Raw genomic sequence first — 19,527 nt, forward strand, 5'->3', positions numbered from 1 at the left:
AGGCAGACCGTTCCTGAGACCCATTCTCGAACCTGCCTGAACACATCACCGATGGATGCGCGACCGCCATCCAGTCGGCTCGCTGTATCTGAACACAGGCAGACCAATGTCTTCTACGCTTTCGGACCTGGGATGGTCCTCACACTTTGCCGCTCAACACGCGGCCAATCCTTCATGCGTTCCCTTTCGCATCACAGAAGTTCACCGCGACCGCCTAATCGGCGCAAATGACAGTGGGGAAGCCCCGCTGCTAAGCCCGAACCGACCGACAGGCGACTTTGCCGTTGGTGACTGGGTGCTGGCGGATGATCAAAACCGCGTTCAGTACCTGCTGGACCGTCGAAGCCTTTTGAAACGCCGCGCCGCCGGAACCGGGGCCGAGGCTCAGTTGATTGCCGCTAATGTGGATGTGCTGTTCATCGTCAGTTCCTGCAATGCTGACTTCAACCTGGCCCGACTGGAACGATACTTGGCTTTGGCTCATCAAGCCGGCTGTTACCCGGTCGTCATCCTGACCAAGGCCGACACCTGCGCCGATCCAATCGAGTATTCCAAGCCTGCTGAAGCGCTGGCTCCGTTTTTGACTGTGCTGGCTGTCAATGCGCACGAACCGTCGGACGTGCAGCAAGTCCTGTCCTGGTGCACGGCGGGGCAGACCGCTGCATTGGTTGGTTCATCCGGTGTTGGCAAAACAACATTGGCCAACGCTATGACTGGTTTGGCTCAGGCAACCTCCGGCATCCGCGAGGATGACGCGCGCGGGCGACACACCACAACTGCGCGCGCATTGCATCCAATGCAGAACGGCGGATGGCTGGTCGACACACCCGGTATGCGCGCCTTGCGGTTGCTAGACGCGCAGGATGGTGTCGATGAGGTTTTTTCCGACATTCTTGACCTGACTGAAACCTGCCGCTTTTCCGATTGTAAGCATCAGGCCGAACCGGGATGCGCCGTTCAGGACGCGATTGCCAACGGGTCACTGGACGCCGAGCGGTTGGAGCGTTGGCGAAAGCTGCGGCGAGAGGATGAACGGAACTCGGAAACAGTTGCACAGTCTCGCGCGCGCGATAAAGCCTTTGGCAAAATGGTACGGTCGGTGATGCAGGACAAGAAGTCCCGCAAAAGGCTGTAGGTGCCAGACTAGGCGATCAACCGGGGCCAGATGGCTGCATTTCGGCGCGCAAATGCACCGATGTGGCCGACCTCGGCCAATCCAAAGTCCTTCGGCGACAGTTGATGCCGGCACGCTTTGGGACCGTAAAGATCGGCCAAGCGCCATACCGCGTTCGGAGGCACCACCTGATCATCATCCATTGTGAAAAGATCGACGGGTGTTTCCGACGCGGCCCAACGGGCATCTGGAAGGGTTTTGCCGATATCTGGCACGTAGTTCAGCGCATTGGTGCACCATTTGCGCCATTGCCAATAGACGTCTGCGGGAAGGTCCGAGCCGAACCCAAGCGCCTTGCCCGGCAGGTATCCCAGCACCTTTACCAGTAATGGCGGGTGGCCGTACCAGAACATTGTCGCCAGCGCGCGGTAAGGCCAGGGGTGGTCGGATAGCGTCACCAGCCCAGAGCAGACACAAATCATCCTGTCGATCTGGTCGATATCCGGCTGAATTGGTCCCAGCATTCCGCCGACCGAGTGGCCAATGCTCCACTGCTGAGCGGCCGGAAATCTGCGTCGCATTTCAGCCCGCGCTGCAGGCATGTCGATCAGCGCCCAGTCGGCCATCGTGGCCCGCGAATCGCGCAGATGCCCACGCCGCGAGTGACCAAAGTCTCGATAGTCATAGGTCAGGCAAGCCATGCCGTGTTCCGCCGCCAGCCACTGTGCAAAATGCTGATAATAGTCGCGCGGAACGCCAGTTGCTCCGTGGATCACAACCGCCACGTCTGGCGCATACGCGGGCATGTACAACCGCGCGGAAAGATCAGACTTCCCGGCAGGAAACGCAAAATCCTCGGTCAATACGGCCGGAGTGTTGTCCAACATGGCGTCCTCGCATGCATCTGAACTATTCGGTTCACATATGGCATATCGGCGCTTTTGCCCGGATAAAGTCAACAGATTTTCAAAGTGACCATGCGTCCTTTTGAACGACGGGAAACAGCCCGCTTGACTCAAGCCACCCACACCCGCTAGCGATTACGTGATGGTTCTCGTCCTTATATTGGGACGGGATGAAAAGGGAACACGGTGCGGTCCAACCCGGCGATGCCGGAGCGGACCAAGGCCGCGACTGCCCCCGCAACTGTAAGCGGTGAGCAATGCCGAAACACCACTGGTCGAAAGACTGGGAAGGTCGGCAAAGCGATGACCCGCAAGTCAGGAGACCTGCCATCAAAGAAAAAACCGAAACTCGGGCGGGGTGTCCGGGCAGGTCTTCAGTTGACTGAAATACCTGTTCCACGTCCCCCGCCTACCGCGCGGAGGGCGCATTATGATCTGGAAGACAACGACCCATGAGTTCACTGCCACGCTTTGCCAGAAAACGGGTAAGACCTGTCCGGCATTGGCACGAATGGCGCGGGCTCTGACTGACGCAATATCAACAGCACAACCGGTAACAACGAGCACATTCGAGGTGGACGGTTCCAGCGAACTGACCCATTGCGGCGAGGGCTGCACGGCTCGGTTTCGCGCCAGCCCGTCCCGGATCAGGGTCTATTGCGGCGCGAACGCAGACGACTCGGCAGATATGTTGGACGATTACGCCGATATGATGTTCAGCACTGAATTCGCCACGCTGCCAACAGGTGTATTGACCACTTTGCCTTGCGCAATGCTCGAGGCATCGGCTCTTGCGCCGCGGGCGTCACAGCACATTGTGCAGCAGGCAACAGCCTGATTTTGATTCACCGGTTGCCCTGGGCCTGCTTCATGGCCCAGGCCATTTGTTGATCCGTTTCCACCGCGCATGGTCGGGCCAAGCGCAACCGGTCTAATGCCTGGTTTGCGTCTTCGCCGCTTTCTATCATAAGCCTCAGCACGACCATCCCCGATCGACCACAGCCGCCCCGGCAATGCACCAGCACACGTCCCCCGTCGGACAGTATTTGTCGCGCGGTTGCGCTTACCTTCGGCCAAAGAGCTTCGACTTTCGATGGAGGCGTACCAAAATCCTCGATAGGAAGATGCATCCAGATCGCGGACTTGCTTTGAACATCCTGACCCAAGCCCTCTGCACCCAGCCGCTGCATCTCGGCCTCAGTGGTCATGGATACAACCAGATTGGGGTTCCAGTCGTATATCACCGTCAAATCCTCCGCATATCCGCCGTCGCCACCCGGCAGAGGGGACAATGCCAAGATGCCCGAACCAACGCACAGCGGGTATATTGCAAATTTTGCCAACGCTCGCGCTCCTTTTGTCTTCGGCCCGCCCGACCATGAGTGCCGGTTTAAACTGACTGCCGAAGTAGTCCAAAACGAAATTACTCAAAGCCTGCTGTGGACGCGAGCGGCGCGGGTCTCTACGCTGCGTTTCTGACACGAATCCGACAGAGCAGACATGACCGAAACGCCCAGCCCCGCCTATCAGGTTCTTGCCCGCAAGTACCGCCCCGAAACCTTTGCAGATCTGGTTGGACAGGACGCAATGGTGCGCACGCTGAAAAACGCGTTCGAGGCGGACCGGATCGCGCAAGCCTTCATCATGACTGGTATTCGCGGTACAGGTAAAACCACCACGGCACGGATCATCGCCAAAGGCATGAACTGCATCGGCCCGGATGGCGAAGGCAAACCAACGACTGAGCCTTGCGGCCAGTGCGAGCACTGCGTTGCCATTATGGAAGGCCGCCATGTCGACGTGATGGAAATGGACGCCGCTAGTCGCACCGGCGTCAATGATATCCGCGAAATCATCGACAGTGTCCGTTACCGTGCCGCCAGCGCGCGCTATAAGATCTACATCATCGACGAAGTTCACATGCTGTCGACCAGCGCCTTCAATGCGCTGCTCAAAACGCTCGAGGAACCGCCCGAGCATGTGAAGTTCATTTTTGCGACAACCGAAATCCGCAAGGTGCCGGTGACCGTGCTGTCCCGCTGCCAGCGGTTCGACCTGCGCCGGATCGAACCTGAGGACATGATCGGTCTGCTCAACAAGATCGCTGCGGCGGAAAACGCGCAGATTGCAGAAGACGCGCTGGCATTGATCACGCGCGCGGCCGAAGGCTCTGCGCGCGATGCGACCTCGCTGTTGGATCAGGCGATCTCACATGGTGCGGGGGAAACCAGCGCCGATCAGGTTCGCGCAATGCTGGGCCTCGCGGATCGCGGGCGGGTGCTGGATCTGATGGATATGATCCTGCGTGGAGATGCGGCGGGGGCATTGACTGAGCTGAGCGGTCAATATGCCGAAGGTGCCGATCCGCTAGCCGTACTGCGGGATTTGGCGGAAATCACTCACTGGGTCTCTGTGGTGAAAATCACGCCGGACGCCGCTGAGGACCCAACCGTCTCACCTGATGAACGCGCGCGCGGTCAACAGATGTCCGAGGCGCTACCGATGCGGGTATTGACGCGGATGTGGCAAATGCTGCTGAAAGCGCTGGAAGAAGTCTCTGCTGCACCCAACGCGATGATGGCGGCAGAAATGGCCATTATTCGCCTGACCCACGTGGCCGATCTGCCAAGTCCGGAAGAACTTATTAAACGGCTGCAAGACGCGCCTCCTTCCCCGCCGAATGGAGGGCCCGGCGGCGGTGTAGCCGTGCCGAGTCATGCGCCCACGCAGACGACGCCGTCGGCGCATCTTTCGGCGCAACGCGGCCCGGCAGGCGCACCCACCGCAGCATTGGCCCAAGACATCCAGACTGCGCTGGCGCGTTATCCGACCTTCGAACACGTGGTCGAACTGATCCGCACCAACCGGGACGTTAAATTGTTGGTCGAGGTCGAAAACGGCGTGCGCCTGGTCTCGTATTCCCCGGGCCGGATCGAATTCACACCCACTGACAACGCCCCGACGGATCTGGCGCAAAGACTTGGTTCGGCATTGCAACGCTGGACTGGGAACCGATGGGCTGTTTCAATTGTGGCCGACGGAGACGCCGCGACAATCGCCGAGGTCCGCGATGCAGCCGATCTGGCACTTAAAGCGCAAGCTGAACAACATCCAATGGTTCAAGCCGTTCTGATGCAATTTCCAAAAGCGCGCATCAAGCGGATCGAAACTCCGGAAGAACGCGCGGCCAAGGTCGAAACCGAAGCCCTGCCTGAGGTCGAAGACGAGTGGGACCCGTTCGAAGAAGACTGATCTTTGCGGCTAAACTGGAAACACTCCCGGGCCCAAGGCGAGGAAAGGTCTTGCTATAGGCCTTGACGACAGGCGGGAGAAGCTCTCCCCTTGTACCCTAACGGCGGCATCCGTATTTAGGCGGCAAACCGAATTGCAGGAGAATAGAAATGCTCAAAGGACTCGGCGGTCTGGGCGATATGGCCAAGATGATGAAATCCGCACAGGATTTGCAGACCAAGATGACGGACATGCAGGAAGAGCTGAACAACATGATGGTTGTCGGCGAATCCGGCGCGGGGCTGGTGAAAGCCACCGCCACAGCAAAAGGCGAGCTGAAAGGTCTGGATATCGACCCGTCGATCTTCAATGGTGACGACAAGGAAGTTGTCGAAGATCTGATCCTGGCGGCCATCAAGGATGCACAGACCAAAGCGGCCGAACGCTCGCAGGCGGAAATGGCAAAGCTGACCGAAAGCATGGGTCTGCCCGCAGACATCAAGCTGCCGTTCTGATAGACACTCGTGACGACCCAAAGGCCGGGCAGCCCTGCCCGGCCCTTTTGCAGGAGCACGCGCGTTGAGTTCGAACAGCGATATCGACAATCTGATCGACCTGATGGCCAAGCTGCCCGGCCTCGGGCCTCGCTCGGCCCGTCGCGCGGTACTGCACCTGATCCGCAAACGCGCCCTGCTGCTGACGCCCCTCTCCGACGCGATGCAGCAAGTGGCCATCACCGCCCGCGAATGCCTGAACTGCGGCAACGTGGGCACGACAGATATCTGTGACATTTGCGATAGCGAGGATCGTGCAACCGGAGAGTTGTGCGTGGTCGAAGATGTGGCAGACCTTTGGGCGATGGAGCGTGCCGGTGTGTTCAAAGGCCGCTATCACGTTCTGGGCGGCACATTGTCGGCTCTGGATGGGGTCGGACCGGACGAACTGCGCATTCCCCGACTCAAGGATCGGGTGATGGCCGAGGGGATTTCTGAGGTCATTCTGGCCCTAAATGCCACTGTCGATGGCCAGACCACCGCCCACTACATCGCGGATCAGTTGGAGGGACAGGTCCGCCTGACCTCACTGGCGCAGGGTGTGCCTATTGGGGGTGAGCTGGATTATCTGGACGACGGGACGATTACCGCCGCCCTGAGGGCACGAAAGGAGCTCTGAACCTTTTGATACGGCGACAACCGGGCAGCATTCGCCTCTTCCGGTTGCACACCAAGGTCTGCTCTGTTTGTCAGGTGTATGCACCCGACGAATACGTCAATTCATAGGAATGGCTGTATATCTCAAAGACGATACCAAATGGGTCTTCGACGTAGACCATACGGTAGGGTTTCTCACCGGGATAATAGTATCGGATCGGCATCCGTTGTTTGCCGCCGGCCGCCACGATTTTTTCTACCAGGCCTTCGACATCCGGGTCCTGGACACAAAAATGAAACGTACCGTTCTGGCGAAAATCGATATTGTTTTCAGGCACATAATTCCCGTGAAACTCGAAAATCTCAAAACCAATGCGATCAGCGGTCGCAAGATGCGCAATACGCAGTTTTTTCCATTCCGGGCCAAACACATCAGTGCACATGACACCGATATCCGTGTCATCCTCTACCACGTCTGTTGGTGGCATGATTACGTAAAAACCAAGGACTTCGGAGTAGAATTTTACGGCCTCGTCAACGTTTGGGACGGACAATCCGATGTGAGAAAATGTTCTTGGATGTTGCGGCATGGCACGCTCCTTAGTTTTATGGAGCGAAAACTATTGTGCCACAGCCGAGTTTCAAGCGTTTGCCCTGCGAGGCATAGCCGGGTTCCACTATGCACATAGGTCTTTGTTCGCGGCCGCATCAATCAAGAATGGCCTTTGCCTCCTTCACGCGGCGTGTACTATGGCGGCGACCTTATCCATTTGATATTGGAAACTGTTATGAAACGCCTTTTTGCCTTCGCGCTTACCGCCTTCACAGCCACCGCCGCATTTTCGCAGGAACTGATCGACAAAGGCTTTGTCGAGGGCTGGAACATTATGATGGACCCAGCGCTCGGAAATGGCTGTCTGATTCAAACGATTTATCAGGATCTCTCGGTCGTGCGGTTGGGCTATGATGCATTGGATAATCGCGGGTATTTCGCCGTCTACAACAAGGCGTGGGGCGATATTAAGCAAGGTGAAAGTTATCCGATCCGTTTCGACCTTGACGGCAAAAGCTATGACGCCACGGCCATCGGCTTCAATCAGCGTGACGTGCCTGGCGCGACTGTGTTTTTCACCGACCGCAGCTTCGTCAACGCAATTGCCCAGAACAAGACCATGACGGTTTACAACCCTGCGGGTGAGACGGTGATGGCGATTGATCTGAAAGGCACGGCCAAAGCGCTGGAATATGCGCGAGAGTGCCAGAACAGGAAACTCTAACGAATCGGATCGAACAACGCGTCTTTGGCCGTACAATCGCGGATCACGTCACGACCACAGGGAACAGGTTCAAGGTCGCGCGACAAGCACAGGCGAACCTCTTCGATATAGCCCTGCTTGCAGGTCACCGTAATCATGTCGCGCTCAAGACCCGGGTTCGCTTTCAAAAACGCCTCTTCGACGACCGAAGCGGGCAATTTGACCGAAGCATCCAGCTTGCGGAACACCTGGGGACGCTCAACCCCCTCATACGCCTGCCGGGACAGTGCATAATAGTCGGGCGCACTGAGGCCCGAGCAGGTCCCGTGCTTTTTCCATTGATGCCATGCCAAACCGGAACTGCCCTGAATATCGGTCATTTCGCGGGTCATGGCCCGAGAAGGCGGAGCTTCAGGCGTACGGCAGAACGCTGGCCAGCCCTGATGGTATTGAGGCCACAGACCGTGCAAAATCCAACCGTGGTCGTGCCGCGTGTCGCATTGGTCCGATCCACGCGCATCACCTTCCCGGGCGCACCAATTCGGCGACCAGCTGAGCGACAGGACATAGTAATCGAACTCACCCGATTTTTCGCCATCTCCCAGCGCCGCCATTGCGCCAAACACCCACGAAAACAGCCCCAAAACAACCCAGCGCATTCGCCTCTTCCCTTCTTGCCTTGGCGCGACTATATACAGCCCAAGTTCCCCGACAACGGAAACCTGCCCCAAAACCTCGGGGCCGCCGAATTCCGGCGACGGGACAGATGTATTTATAGGAGACGGGCTGATGGCAAAACCGCTTATGGCCAAGGCAACAGCCGTATGGCTGGTGGACAACACCACGATCAGCTTCAAGCAGATCGCGGATTTCGTGGGCATGCACGAGCTTGAGGTGCAGGGCATCGCAGACGGTGATGTGGCTGCTGGCGTAAAAGGCTTCGACCCGATCGCCAACAACCAGCTGACGCAGGACGAGATCGATACGGCGCAGAACAACCCGCTGCACAAACTGAAGCTCAAGTTCAACCCGGCTGCGTCGGGCGAAGAAAAGCGTCGCGGCCCGCGCTATACCCCGTTGTCCAAACGACAGGACCGCCCGAACTCGATCCTGTGGCTGGTCAAGTTCCACCCAGAACTCAGCGACGGTCAGATCGCCAAGCTGGTGGGCACCACCAAACCGACCATCCAGTCGATCCGTGAACGGACCCACTGGAACATTTCCAACATGCAGCCGATTGACCCCGTTGCCCTGGGGCTGTGCAAACAGTCCGAGCTGGACGCGATCGTGCAGAAGGCAGCAGCGAAAAAAGCTGCCGAGGGTGGCGTGATGAGCGATGACGAGCGCCGCAAGCTGGTCTCGACCGAACAATCGCTGGAAATGGACGCCGCGCCGAAGATTCCGACCGCCATCGAAGGTCTGGAAACCTTCTCTCTGTCGGATGATCCTGCGGAAGAAAAAGAAGAAGAAGAAGCGATCATCGATGCGGACAGCTTCTTCAACCTGCCCAAAGGCGGTGCTGACGACGAAGAAGAAGACGATCTGCGCCCCTAAGGAACAGTTAGCCCCGGCCGAATAGACCGGGGCTTTTTTCACGAGAAAGCCATGCTGAAAGTTCTTTCCAAACTGTTTGGACCGCATCGCGCCGTTTCGATCTATGCGTTCATGAAAACCTGGGGTTTGCCCTTGGCCGGCGGCATTGGTCTTGTTGCGGTTGCCGCTGGTTTGCTGATTTTCAACGACAGCGGTGAGCACGAGCATGAGGCCTTCATGACCGTCAACGTCCTGTCTGCGACACCCATCAACGGCGACCTCAAAAACGGCGTGATCGCATCGGTCCGGCTGCCGGATGGATCTGCGACCTCGGTCACTTCGACTGACGCTCCGATCTCACAAACCGTTGGCACTACGGCTTGCATAGAAAAGCGTGTGTTTGTGGATAGTGGTGAGGCCCGGTATCGGTTCAAACTACCGCGCTATTGCGAAACCGGTTAAGAAAAACCGCCCTGCAGCAACGCAGGGCGGTTTTCATTTCAGACCATCTGGAACAGGATACCTGCGACGATTGCGCCGGTAATGCCCAACCCCAGATAGGTCGCAAAGACCCGTGGTTTGACCAGCGACCAGACAGCAGCCATCGCCGGGATTGAACTGACAGCACCTGCGACCATAAAGGACATGGCAGCCCCTGCGCTCATCCCCTGTTCCGTCAACCCTGCCAACAGAGGCGGTGCAACGTAGGAGTTCAGGTAGGCAGGCATCCCGACCAGGGCTGCGATGACAATGGGAACGACCCCCTCGCCACCGACCACACGCGCGATCAGATCAGCGGGAACGTAGCTAACCAACAGCGCCTCAAGCACATAGGCCAACGCCAGCCATTTCAGCAGGAACAAGCCGTTGTGAACGAATTCGGAACGGAACCGCTGACGGCGCTCGGGCTCCTGCCAAAACTTCCAGATCGGTTTGTCGTCCTGTTTGGGGCCGCAACCGCATCCAGTTGGCTTGTATTCACGCAGCGGCTGGGCAAAGGCCCCGCTGCGCATCAGGGCACGGACGACAAACCCGCCAAACAGACCCAATGCAACCGCTGCGACGGCTTTACCGATCGCAAATGGCCAGCCTAGTGCACCTGCAGTGATCAACAAGGTGGGTGGGTCAATCAGGGGTGAGCTGAGCCAGAATGCCATGACGGCAGACAGCGGTGCGCCAAGGGCCAGCAATCCAGCAATGAATGGAATGACCTCGCAGGAACAGAAGGGGGCGAGCCCGCCAAACAGCGCCGCAAGAAAGATCATGCGTGTCTCACGCCCTTCGAATGCGCGGGCCACCATTACTTCGGCACCCGTTGCCTTGAGGTAGGACAGCAGCAAGACGGCGAACAGAATATACTGGCCAGTGTGAGCAAGAGCTTTGCCTGCAAAGGTTACGACCTCGCCCCAGTTGCCAGGGTCCAGAATGGCGACAAGCGCCAGAATGACCACGATCACTGCCCAGGGGGTTTTGATCCAATCAACGGCAACCTTCACCGGTGCCTTTGGGTTTTGTGTCAATTCAGCCATCGTTCGCGGCCTTTCCCACTTCGTCTGCACAGCATTCGCTAAGGATGAACTGCGCGAGGTTTCTCAATTCATTGTAATTTGCTCGGTTGATAGTGACGCGCCCGACTTTCTCTTGCTCGACAACTCCACCCGCCGCGAGGAACCGAAGGTGGTGGGCCAATGTCGAAGGCGCGATTCCTGTGCGATTTTGAATTTCTCCGACGGTCAGGCCCGCTTCACCAGCCCTGACCAGGGTCTTCAGAACCTTTAGCCGCGCTTCAGAGCCCATGGCCGAAAATCCTGCTGCAGCTGTTTCCCACATCTGCTTTCTCCATTAAACTAGATTTCTAGTTATTTAGGTTAGTCGTTCTTTTTAGTCAACTGCCTTGTTCACGAATTCTCGAAACGAAATTAAGTCCAGATTGCCCTCACCTTAAGTCCACCCTATAAGGCGCTATGGGAATATCGGTCGACACATTCTTTCTGGAACTGAACGGACAAGGCACGCTGCAGGCGCAGATCCAGCAGATGATTGCCGAAGGCATCCTGTCTGGCAGGTTCCATGTTGGCGAAAAGCTGCCCTCGTCGCGAAAACTGGCGGCGCATCTGGGTGTTAGCCGGATTACGGTAACACTGGCCTACACGGAACTGCTGGCTAATGACTACCTTACGGCCAAAGGCCGGTCGGGGTATTTCGTGTCGCAAAACGCGCCCGTACCCCCGAAATATTCGCCCGTTCAGAAGCGCGATGAAAACGTCGACTGGAGCGCGGCGCTTGCGCGCAGATTCTCGGATGGGGACGTGCTTCCAAAGCCCAGCAACTGGCGCGAATACAAGTACCCGTTCATCTATGGTCAGGCAGATCGGAAACTGTTCGACCATGCAAACTGGCGTCTCTGTGCGGTTCGGGCACTGGGTCATAAAGATTTTGCCTCACTGACCGGGGACTACATGGATCAGGATGATCCGCTGCTGATCGAATTCATCGCCCGTCACACGTTGCCACGACGTGGAATCGCTGCCCGCCCCGAAGAGATCCTGATCACAATGGGCGCGCAAAACGCGCTCTGGCTGGCCTCACGCATTCTTTTGAACCGCAACCGCACAGCTGTGATTGAAGACCCCTGTTACTATGCGCTGCGGGATCTGTTGAATCACTCCGATTGCAAGGTGTCGCCGCTGGCCGTCGACAGCGACGGTCTGACCCCGGATGCGCTACCTGACGAAACAGACGTAATTTTCACCACCCCCAGCCATCAAAGCCCGACAACGGCAACCATGCCCGTTGAACGCCGCTACGAGCTGCTGAAACGCGCCCGTGAACTGGATGCTATGGTGGTCGAGGACGATTACGAGTTTGAAATGGCCTTTCTGGGATCCCCTTCACCGGCCCTCAAGTCGATGGATCGCGACGGGCGGGTGATTTACGTGGGCAGCTTCTCAAAGTCATTGTTTCCCGGATTGCGCCTTGGCTACATTGTCGGGTCCGAGCCCTTTATCCGCGAAGCCCGCGCCCTGCGTTCCTTGGTGTTGCGCCATCCGCCGGGTCATATCCAGCGCACTGCGGCCTATTTTCTGTCGTTGGGCCATTACGACGCTCAGATTCGGCGTATGTCCAAAACCCTGGCGCGGCGGCGCGAAGCGTTGGATACAGCTGTCGAACAGTACGGGCTTACAGTTGCCGGGCGCGGAATCATGGGCGGCTCGTCACTTTGGATGTCCGCGCCTGAGCGGGTGGACACAACCAAACTTGCCCAAAAGCTGCAAAGCCAGGGCGTGCATATCGAGCCAGGCGCTCCGTTCTTCAACGGACCGCACCGGCCGCGCAATTTTTATCGCCTTGGATACTCGTCCATCGGCCGGGATCGTATCGCGCCCGGTGTGAAATTGATCGCGGATGCCATTCGGTCAGCCTAACACGCCTCTGGACATATCCCGGTTAACGTTCTGGCCCTAACGCCGCTTCGCCCCATGCGCCAAAACCGTATCAAAGGCGGGTGCTGTGCCCGAACCTTTCTTCAATTGTGCGGAGAACACTCAGATGAAAATGACCACTGAAGAGGCCTTTGTTAAGGTTCTGCAAATGCACGGTATCGAACATGCGTTCGGTATCATCGGTTCGGCCATGATGCCGATTTCGGACCTGTTCCCGAAGGCGGGAATCAATTTCTGGGACTGCGCCCACGAAGGCTCTGGCGGCATGATGGCTGACGGTTACACCCGCGCCACCGGCAAAATGTCGATGATGATCGCGCAAAACGGCCCCGGCATCACCAACTTTGTGACCGCTGTGAAAACCGCATACTGGAACCACACTCCGGTTCTGCTGGTCACTCCGCAGGCGGCCAACAAGACCATCGGTCAGGGCGGCTTCCAGGAGATGGAGCAGATGCGTATGTTCGCAGACTGCGTTGCCTACCAGGAAGAAGTCCGTGATCCGTCGCGCGTTGCCGAAGTTCTGAACCGCGTGATCATGAACGCCAAGCGCGCCAGCGCACCAGCTCAGCTGAACATCCCGCGTGACATGTGGACCCAGGTTGTCGACATCGAACTGCCCAAGATCGTTGAATTCGAACGTCCTTCCGGCGGCGAAGATGCAGTTGCTGCGGCGGCTGAGATGCTGTCGAACGCAAAGAACCCTGTCATCCTGAACGGCGCCGGCGTTGTTCTGGCCGAAGGTGGTATCGAAGCGTCGAAAGCTCTGGCCGAGCGTCTGGACGCACCGGTCTGCGTTGGCTACCAGCACAACGACGCCTTCCCCGGTTCGCACCCGCTGTTTGCTGGCCCACTTGGCTATAACGGCTCGAAAGCCGGTATGGAACTGATCTCGGAAGCGGACGTTGTTCTGGCTCTGGGCACCCGTCTGAACCCGTTCTCGACCCTGCCCGGCTATGGCATCAACTACTGGCCCGCAAATGCGAAGATCATTCAGGTCGACATCAACCCTGACCGCATCGGCCTGACCAAAGATGTCAGCGTCGGCATCATTGGCGACGCCGCCAAAGTTGCCAACGGCATCCTGTCCCGCCTGAGCGATACCGCAGGTGACGAAGGCCGTCAGGAGCGTAAGGACCGCATCGCCCAGAAGAAATCTGCATGGGCGCAGGAACTGACCTCGATGACTCACGAGGACGACGATCCAGGCACCACCTGGAACGAGCGTGCACGTGCAGCCAAGCCTGACTGGATGAGCCCCCGCATGGCATGGCGCGCAATTCAGGCCGCACTGCCGAAAGAGGCGATCATCTCGTCCGACATCGGCAACAACTGCGCCATCGGCAACGCGTACCCGTCCTTCGAAGAGGGCCGCAAGTACCTGGCACCTGGCCTGTTCGGCCCCTGTGGTTACGGTCTGCCTGCCATCGTTGGCGCGAAAATCGGCCAGCCGGAGGTTCCGGTTGTTGGTTTCGCAGGTGACGGCGCATTTGGTATCGCCGTGAACGAACTGACCGCAATTGGCCGTTCGGAATGGCCTGCTGTGACCCAGATCGTCTTCCGCAACTACCAGTGGGGTGCCGAAAAGCGTAACTCGACTCTGTGGTTCGACGACAACTTTGTTGGCACCGAGCTGGACACTCAGGTTTCCTATGCTGGTATCGCCAAAGCATGTGGCCTGAAAGGCGTGGTTGCACGCACGCAGGACGAGCTGACCGCGGCGCTGAACCAGGCGATCGAGGACCAGAAGAACGGCACCACCACGTTGATCGAAGCTCTGATCAACCAGGAACTGGGTGAGCCCTTCCGTCGTGACGCCATGAAGAAGCCTGTCGCCGTTGCCGGCGTTTCTGACGCAGACATGACGCCTCAGGCCGGAGCATAAGCGCGTGAAGCCACTGCGCACAATTCTCGGAGCTGCCAGCAGCTCCGACAAGATCATCGCCCTTGCTGAGGGCGATGATCCACGTGTTGTTGAAGGTGCTTTGAAAGCCCGCAAGGAAGGTGTCGCGCGCATCATTCTGGTCGGTGACAAAGCCAAAGTAACTGCCCTGCTGGCCGAACAGGCTGGTCAGGATGTCGACGGCATCGAAATTCACGATCCGTCCGGCTCTCCCCACGCAGAAGCGTTTGCAGCTGAACTTTATGAGCGGCGCAAGCACAAAGGCATGACGCCTGAAAAGGCAGCCGAAGAAGTCAAACACCGCCTGAACTATGCGGCGATGCTGGTTCACACCGGTATTGCCGACGGAACCGTCGGCGGGGCTGTTGAAACCACATCGGCCACTGTGCGCGCCGCATTGCAGATCATCGGCAAAGCGCCTGACGCGGCCATGGTTTCCAGCTTCTTTCTGATGCTCTATTGCCGCGATCATCACACTGTCCGTGGTGCCCACATTTTTGCCGATTGCGGCCTGGTCGTTGACCCGAACGAACAGGAACTTGCCGAAATCGCTCGCGCGTCCGCCGCATCCTACAAGGCCCTTACCGCCGAGACGCCCCGCGTTGCGATGCTGTCCTTTTCAACGGGCGGCAGCGCCAATCACCCGAAGGTCACGAAAGTCAGCGAGGCCACACGGATCGCAAAAGCTGCCGATCCCGATTTACTGATCGACGGTGAATTGCAATTCGACGCCGCATTCGTCCCCGAGGTGGCCGCGAAGAAAGCAAAAGAGTCACCTTTGCGGGGCGAAGCGAATGTCTTTGTGTTTCCTAACCTCGACGCGGGCAATCTTGGCTACAAGATCGCTCAGCGTATTGGTGGTGCCGAGGCAATAGGCCCGGTTCTGCAGGGGCTGGCGAAACCGGCCAATGACCTTTCTCGCGGATGTTCCGCCGAAGATGTTCTGCACATGATCGCGGTAACCGCAGTGCAGGCTGATCACAACCAAACCAAGTCATAGGGATAACAATCCAAGCAAAGCGCTGGTCCATAGTCCATCTTGCTTATGCCAGGCAACCGAACCGAAAATGACGCGAAAGACAAAAGAAAGAACGTCGGACAGATGCTGGCTAAACCAAAAATGCGCAACCCATTGGACGTCGTCTCGGCTGAGACGATCCGAACCCTTTTTCCGGGCATAGCGGTTTCGATCATCGTAGCTGTGACGGCGCAATTCCTGGCGGATCACTACGCGACGCCAGCTATGCTGTTGGCGTTGCTGCTGGGTATCGCAGTCGGGTTTCTGGCCGAAGAGGGCAAGGCTGTGGCAGGCATTGCTTTCACATCAAAGACCCTGCTCAGGGTTGGTGTCGCCCTGCTGGGTGTTCGTGTTTCTATGGTACTGATGATAGGCCTTGGACCCCAGCTGATTGCTCTTGTCATCGGCGGGCTGATCGCGACCATCCTGTTCGGTTTTCTTGTCGCGCCGCTGTTTGGTCACAAGTGGCGCTTCGCCCTTTTGACTGCTGGATCGGTTGCAATCTGCGGTGCATCGGCCGCCATGGCGATCAGCGCTATTCTTCCACGCGACGAACGATCCGAAGAAAGGCTTATCTTCACGGTTCTGGGCGTCACGGTTTTGTCGACCATCGCAATGATCGTGTACCCGATCATCGTCAACCGGCTTGGTCTTAACCCGCTTGAGGCTGGTGTGTTCCTTGGTGGAACCATTCACGATGTTGCTCAGGTCGTCGGGGCCGGGTTCTCAATCTCTGATGCCGCCGGTGAAACCGCCACGCTGGTCAAACTCATTCGGGTGGCGATGCTTGCTCCGATCGTACTGATTGCGTCCATCATGATTCGCAATTTCGCGGAACTGCCCAAAAACGGGAAACGCCCACCGATCCTGCCCGGTTTCGTCATCGCGTTTCTCATTCTGGCCGGCCTCAACTCGGCGGGGTTCATTCCCGTGCAGGTTGGTGAATTTCTGGGTCAATTTTCGCGCTGGCTGTTGCTAACCGCGATCGCTGCGGTTGGTATGAAGACCAATCTCAGGCAAATTCTTTCGGTCGGCGGCGCTGCAATCGCTCTGATCGTGCTCGAAACTGTGTTCATCGCAGGACTAATCCTCGCAGGGATAAAAATATTGTCCTGACAAAAGCTCAACCAGGGAGGCCAGATGACATTCCAGCAACCCCAAATCGAAACATCGCCCGAGGTATCGGACGAGGTTCGTAAAACGACGTGCTACATGTGCGCCTGCCGCTGCGGGATCAATGTGCACATGAAAGATGGCAAGGTTGCCTATATCGAAGGCAACCGCGATCACCCGGTGAACAAGGGCGTTTTGTGCGCCAAGGGATCAGCAGGGATCATGCAGGTCAATGCTCCGTCACGCCTACGAGCGCCGCTGAAACGCGTCGGTCCGCGTGGCTCGGGCCAGTTCGAAGAAATCAGTTGGGACGAGGCGTTGGACATCGCCGTTGGCTGGCTCAAGCCGGTCCGCGAGGACAACCCCGAGAGACTGGCGTTTTTCACTGGCCGGGACCAAAGCCAAAGCTTTACCAGCTTCTGGGCGCAAAACTTTGGCACTTGTAACTATGCGGCGCATGGTGGCTTCTGTTCCGTGAACATGGCGGCGGGCGGCATCTACACGATGGGCGGCGCCTTCTGGGAGTTCGGACAGCCGGATTGGGATCACACCAAGCTGTTCATGCTGTTCGGTGTGGCCGAAGACCACGACAGCAACCCGATCAAGATGGGCATCGGTAAGATCAAGGCACGTGGCGCACGGGTTATCGGCGTCAACCCCATCCGTTCCGGCTATAACGCCGTTGCTGATGACTGGGTCGGGATCACTCCCGGCACCGACGGCCTATTCATCCTGTCAATGATCCACGTGCTGATGAAAGCTGGCAAGATCGATCTGGATTATCTCAGCCGCTATACCAACGCGCCGGTTCTGATTGATGCCTCGGAGGGTCCGACCAAGGGTCTGTTCTTACGCGATGAAGACGGCAAGCCGTTGGTTGTCGACCGTAACTCGGGCGAGTTGACGGCGTTCGACAAACCGGGCGTCCGCCCTGACCTGTCAGCGACCTACGAGAAAGACGGCGTCACACACCGCCCCGTTTTCCACCTGATGGCCGAGCGCTACCTCAGCGACGAGTACGCGCCCGAGGCCGTGGCCGAGCAGTGCGGCATCCCCGCCACCCGCATCCGTGCCATCGCGGGAGAACTGGCCCGTGTTGCCTTTGACGAAGCGTTCGAGCTGGATCGCGAATGGACTGATTTCCGCGGCGAAAAGCACACCAAGATGATCGGCCGCCCTGTGGCGATGCACTCCATGCGCGGTGTTTCGGCCCACGCCAACGGTTTCCAGACCTGCCGCGCGCTGCACGTGCTGCAGATCATCCTCGGCACGGTCGAGGTTCCGGGCGGCTTCCGTTTTAAACCTCCCTATCCCAAGCCGGTCGAGGCGCACCCGAAACCTCACTGCAAGGTGACCCCGAACACGCCGCTGGACGGCCCGCATCTGGGTTTTGTTCAAGGACCGGATGATCTGGCGCTGAAAGCAGACGGCAGCCCGGCGCGGATCGACAAGGCGTTCACCTGGGAAAACCCGATGTCCAGCCACGGACTGATGCATATGGTGATCTCGAACGCCCATGCGGGCGATCCCTATAAGATCGACACGCTTTTCATGTATATGGCCAACATGTCCTGGAACTCGACCATGAACACCAAGGGTGTCATGGAGATGCTGACGGACAAGGATGAGAACGGCGACTATGTGATCCCGCGCATCATCTATTCCGATGCTTATTCGTCGGAAATGGTTGCCTATGCCGACCTGATCCTACCCGATACCACGTATCTTGAGCGTCACGATTGTATCTCGCTTCTCGATCGCCCGATCTGCGAAGCGGATGCAGCAGCCGACGCAATCCGCTGGCCGGTGATTGAACCCGACCGGAATGTCAAAGGCTTCCAGTCGGCGTTGATCGAACTGGCCAATCGCCTAAGCCTGCCGGGCTTCACCAACGAAGACGGCTCCGCCAAATGGGTGGATTACGCCGACTACATCGTCAATCACGAGCGTAAGCCCGGCATCGGTCCGCTGGCCGGTTTCCGCGGCAAGAATGGCGACAAGGAAGGCCGTGGCGAGGTCAACCCTGATCAGTTGAACCGTTATATCGAAAACGGCGGTTTTTACGTGGCACACATCCCGGAAGGGGCGGATTACTACAAGCCATGGAACACAGCCTATCAGGATTGGGCGGTCGGCATGGGCATCTATGACAGCCCGCAGCCATATCTATTCCAACTGTATTCCGAACCGATGCGTAAATTCCAACTCGCCGCCGAGGGCCATGGAGAGCGTCAGCCGCCCGAGCACCTGCGCGAGCGGATCAAGGAAACCCTGGACCCGATGCCCATCTGGTACGAAACCGACCAGACCGGGAACGAAGGTTTCACAGTCAATGCTCTGACACAGCGCCCCATGGCGATGTATCACAGCTGGGGTACTCAGAACGCGTGGCTACGTCAGCTGCACGGCCGCAACCCGCTCTACGTCCCGACCAAGCTGATGCGCGAGCATGGGCTGCAGGATGGCGACTGGGCAAAAGTGACTTCTCCGCATGGTGAGATCACGGTGCCGGTCATGGAAATGGCGGCGCTGAACGAAAACACTGTCTGGACGTGGAATGCGATCGGCAAACGCAAAGGTGCCTGGGCTTTGCAGGACGACGCGCCCGAAGCCACCAAAGGCTTCTTGCTCAACCATTTGATCCACGAGTTGTTGCCGCCTAAAGGTGACGGCCTGCGGTGGGCGAATTCCGATCCGATCACCGGTCAGGCCGCATGGTTCGACCTCAAAGTGAAGATCGAAAAAGCAGACGCACCTACGGATGCACAAAGCCAGCCGGAATTCCCACCGATCGAATCTCCGGTCGGAACTGGACCAAAAGACTTAGCATGGAAGGTGGGCAAATGATCCGATCCACACT

19 protein-coding genes and 1 riboswitch are annotated in these 19,527 nt (G+C 57.9%); of the genes, 13 read left to right on the top strand and 6 right to left on the bottom strand.

The genetic code is table 11. From position 1 onward, the window contains the following. Positions 1-106 precede the first annotated feature (106 nt). Positions 107-1,135, top strand: a complete 1,029-nt coding sequence (rsgA, locus tag GOW92_RS18975) for a ribosome small subunit-dependent GTPase A (protein WP_170563353.1) — start codon at positions 107-109, stop codon at positions 1,133-1,135. An 8-nt stretch (positions 1,136-1,143) separates the two neighbouring features. On the opposite strand, the gene GOW92_RS18980 is transcribed toward rsgA, so the two are convergent. Further along, complete coding sequence (locus GOW92_RS18980; protein ID WP_170563356.1) at positions 1,144-2,001, bottom strand: alpha/beta hydrolase family protein; 858 nt, start codon at positions 1,999-2,001, stop codon at positions 1,144-1,146. A 144-nt stretch (positions 2,002-2,145) separates the two neighbouring features. Next, positions 2,146-2,365, top strand: a riboswitch (cobalamin riboswitch). An 84-nt stretch (positions 2,366-2,449) separates the two neighbouring features. Here GOW92_RS18980 and GOW92_RS18985 point away from each other — a divergent pair. Continuing rightward, the gene (locus GOW92_RS18985; protein ID WP_170563360.1) at positions 2,450-2,857 is read left to right on the top strand and encodes a hypothetical protein; all 408 of its coding nucleotides are present in this window, start codon (positions 2,450-2,452) and stop codon (positions 2,855-2,857) included. A gap of 7 nt (positions 2,858-2,864) precedes the next feature. Here GOW92_RS18985 and GOW92_RS18990 read toward each other — a convergent pair whose 3' ends face one another. Further along, positions 2,865-3,317, bottom strand: a complete 453-nt coding sequence (locus tag GOW92_RS18990) for a protein-tyrosine phosphatase family protein (protein WP_368040307.1) — start codon at positions 3,315-3,317, stop codon at positions 2,865-2,867. A 202-nt stretch (positions 3,318-3,519) separates the two neighbouring features. Between GOW92_RS18990 and GOW92_RS18995 the strand changes: the two genes are divergently transcribed. From GOW92_RS18995 to recR, 3 genes are all read left to right on the top strand, one after another. Continuing rightward, the gene (locus GOW92_RS18995; protein WP_170563367.1) at positions 3,520-5,271 is read left to right on the top strand and encodes a DNA polymerase III subunit gamma/tau; all 1,752 of its coding nucleotides are present in this window, start codon (positions 3,520-3,522) and stop codon (positions 5,269-5,271) included. Between the two features lie 149 nt (positions 5,272-5,420). Next, entirely contained in the window at positions 5,421-5,765 is a 345-nt protein-coding gene (locus GOW92_RS19000; protein ID WP_170417098.1) for a YbaB/EbfC family nucleoid-associated protein, read from the top strand. A 64-nt stretch (positions 5,766-5,829) separates the two neighbouring features. After that, positions 5,830-6,423: a recombination mediator RecR gene (gene recR / locus GOW92_RS19005; RefSeq protein WP_170563370.1), complete on the top strand. Its 594-nt coding sequence runs from the start codon at positions 5,830-5,832 to the stop codon at positions 6,421-6,423. Positions 6,424-6,493: 70 nt separating this feature from the next. Here recR and GOW92_RS19010 read toward each other — a convergent pair whose 3' ends face one another. Beyond that, positions 6,494-6,991 carry a lactoylglutathione lyase family protein gene (locus tag GOW92_RS19010; protein WP_170563373.1) on the bottom strand — a complete coding sequence of 166 codons (498 nt, stop codon included), beginning with the start codon at positions 6,989-6,991 and terminating at the stop codon, positions 6,494-6,496. A 198-nt stretch (positions 6,992-7,189) separates the two neighbouring features. Here GOW92_RS19010 and GOW92_RS19015 point away from each other — a divergent pair, with 198 nt between their 5' ends. Further along, positions 7,190-7,678 (top strand): hypothetical protein, encoded by a 489-nt coding sequence (locus tag GOW92_RS19015; RefSeq protein ID WP_170563375.1) that lies wholly within the window; start codon positions 7,190-7,192, stop codon positions 7,676-7,678. Here the strand turns inward: GOW92_RS19015 and GOW92_RS19020 are convergent. Next, positions 7,675-8,316, bottom strand: coding sequence for a ribonuclease T2 family protein (locus GOW92_RS19020; protein WP_170563379.1), 642 nt, complete (start codon positions 8,314-8,316; stop codon positions 7,675-7,677). The two genes, GOW92_RS19015 and GOW92_RS19020, sit on opposite strands and share 4 nt — an antisense overlap. Before the next feature lie 130 nt (positions 8,317-8,446). Between GOW92_RS19020 and GOW92_RS19025 the strand changes: the two genes are divergently transcribed. Together GOW92_RS19025 and GOW92_RS19030 are read left to right on the top strand one after the other, a co-directional pair. Next, positions 8,447-9,211 (top strand): DUF1013 domain-containing protein, encoded by a 765-nt coding sequence (locus GOW92_RS19025; RefSeq protein WP_170563382.1) that lies wholly within the window; start codon positions 8,447-8,449, stop codon positions 9,209-9,211. A gap of 51 nt (positions 9,212-9,262) precedes the next feature. Next, positions 9,263-9,652, top strand: a complete 390-nt coding sequence (locus GOW92_RS19030) for a hypothetical protein (RefSeq protein WP_170563385.1) — start codon at positions 9,263-9,265, stop codon at positions 9,650-9,652. Positions 9,653-9,690: 38 nt separating this feature from the next. On the opposite strand, the gene GOW92_RS19035 is transcribed toward GOW92_RS19030, so the two are convergent. Further along, positions 9,691-10,719: a permease gene (locus GOW92_RS19035; protein WP_170563388.1), complete on the bottom strand. Its 1,029-nt coding sequence runs from the start codon at positions 10,717-10,719 to the stop codon at positions 9,691-9,693. Continuing rightward, positions 10,712-11,020, bottom strand: a complete 309-nt coding sequence (locus GOW92_RS19040; RefSeq protein ID WP_170563391.1) for an ArsR/SmtB family transcription factor — start codon at positions 11,018-11,020, stop codon at positions 10,712-10,714. Before GOW92_RS19040 ends, GOW92_RS19035 begins: the two co-directional genes overlap by 8 nt. A gap of 134 nt (positions 11,021-11,154) precedes the next feature. On the opposite strand from GOW92_RS19040, the gene GOW92_RS19045 reads away from it, so the two are divergent. From GOW92_RS19045 to GOW92_RS19065, 5 genes are all read left to right on the top strand, one after another. Then, complete coding sequence (locus tag GOW92_RS19045; protein WP_170563394.1) at positions 11,155-12,615, top strand: PLP-dependent aminotransferase family protein; 1,461 nt, start codon at positions 11,155-11,157, stop codon at positions 12,613-12,615. Between the two features lie 124 nt (positions 12,616-12,739). Continuing rightward, a complete protein-coding gene (xsc, locus tag GOW92_RS19050; RefSeq protein ID WP_170563397.1) occupies positions 12,740-14,518 on the top strand; it encodes a sulfoacetaldehyde acetyltransferase in 1,779 nt (592 codons plus the stop codon). A 4-nt stretch (positions 14,519-14,522) separates the two neighbouring features. Continuing rightward, entirely contained in the window at positions 14,523-15,536 is a 1,014-nt protein-coding gene (gene pta / locus GOW92_RS19055) for a phosphate acetyltransferase (RefSeq protein WP_170563401.1), read from the top strand. Positions 15,537-15,656: 120 nt separating this feature from the next. Beyond that, on the top strand, positions 15,657-16,670 hold the full coding sequence (locus GOW92_RS19060) for a YeiH family protein (protein ID WP_254453094.1): 1,014 nt from the start codon (positions 15,657-15,659) through the stop codon (positions 16,668-16,670). Between the two features lie 24 nt (positions 16,671-16,694). Beyond that, the gene (locus tag GOW92_RS19065) at positions 16,695-19,514 is read left to right on the top strand and encodes a molybdopterin oxidoreductase family protein (RefSeq protein WP_170563407.1); all 2,820 of its coding nucleotides are present in this window, start codon (positions 16,695-16,697) and stop codon (positions 19,512-19,514) included. Positions 19,515-19,527: the final 13 nt, after the last annotated feature.

The sequence above is a fragment of the Ruegeria atlantica genome (genome assembly GCF_013032505.1).
In the GTDB taxonomy this organism is placed as follows: domain Bacteria; phylum Pseudomonadota; class Alphaproteobacteria; order Rhodobacterales; family Rhodobacteraceae; genus Ruegeria; species Ruegeria atlantica_F.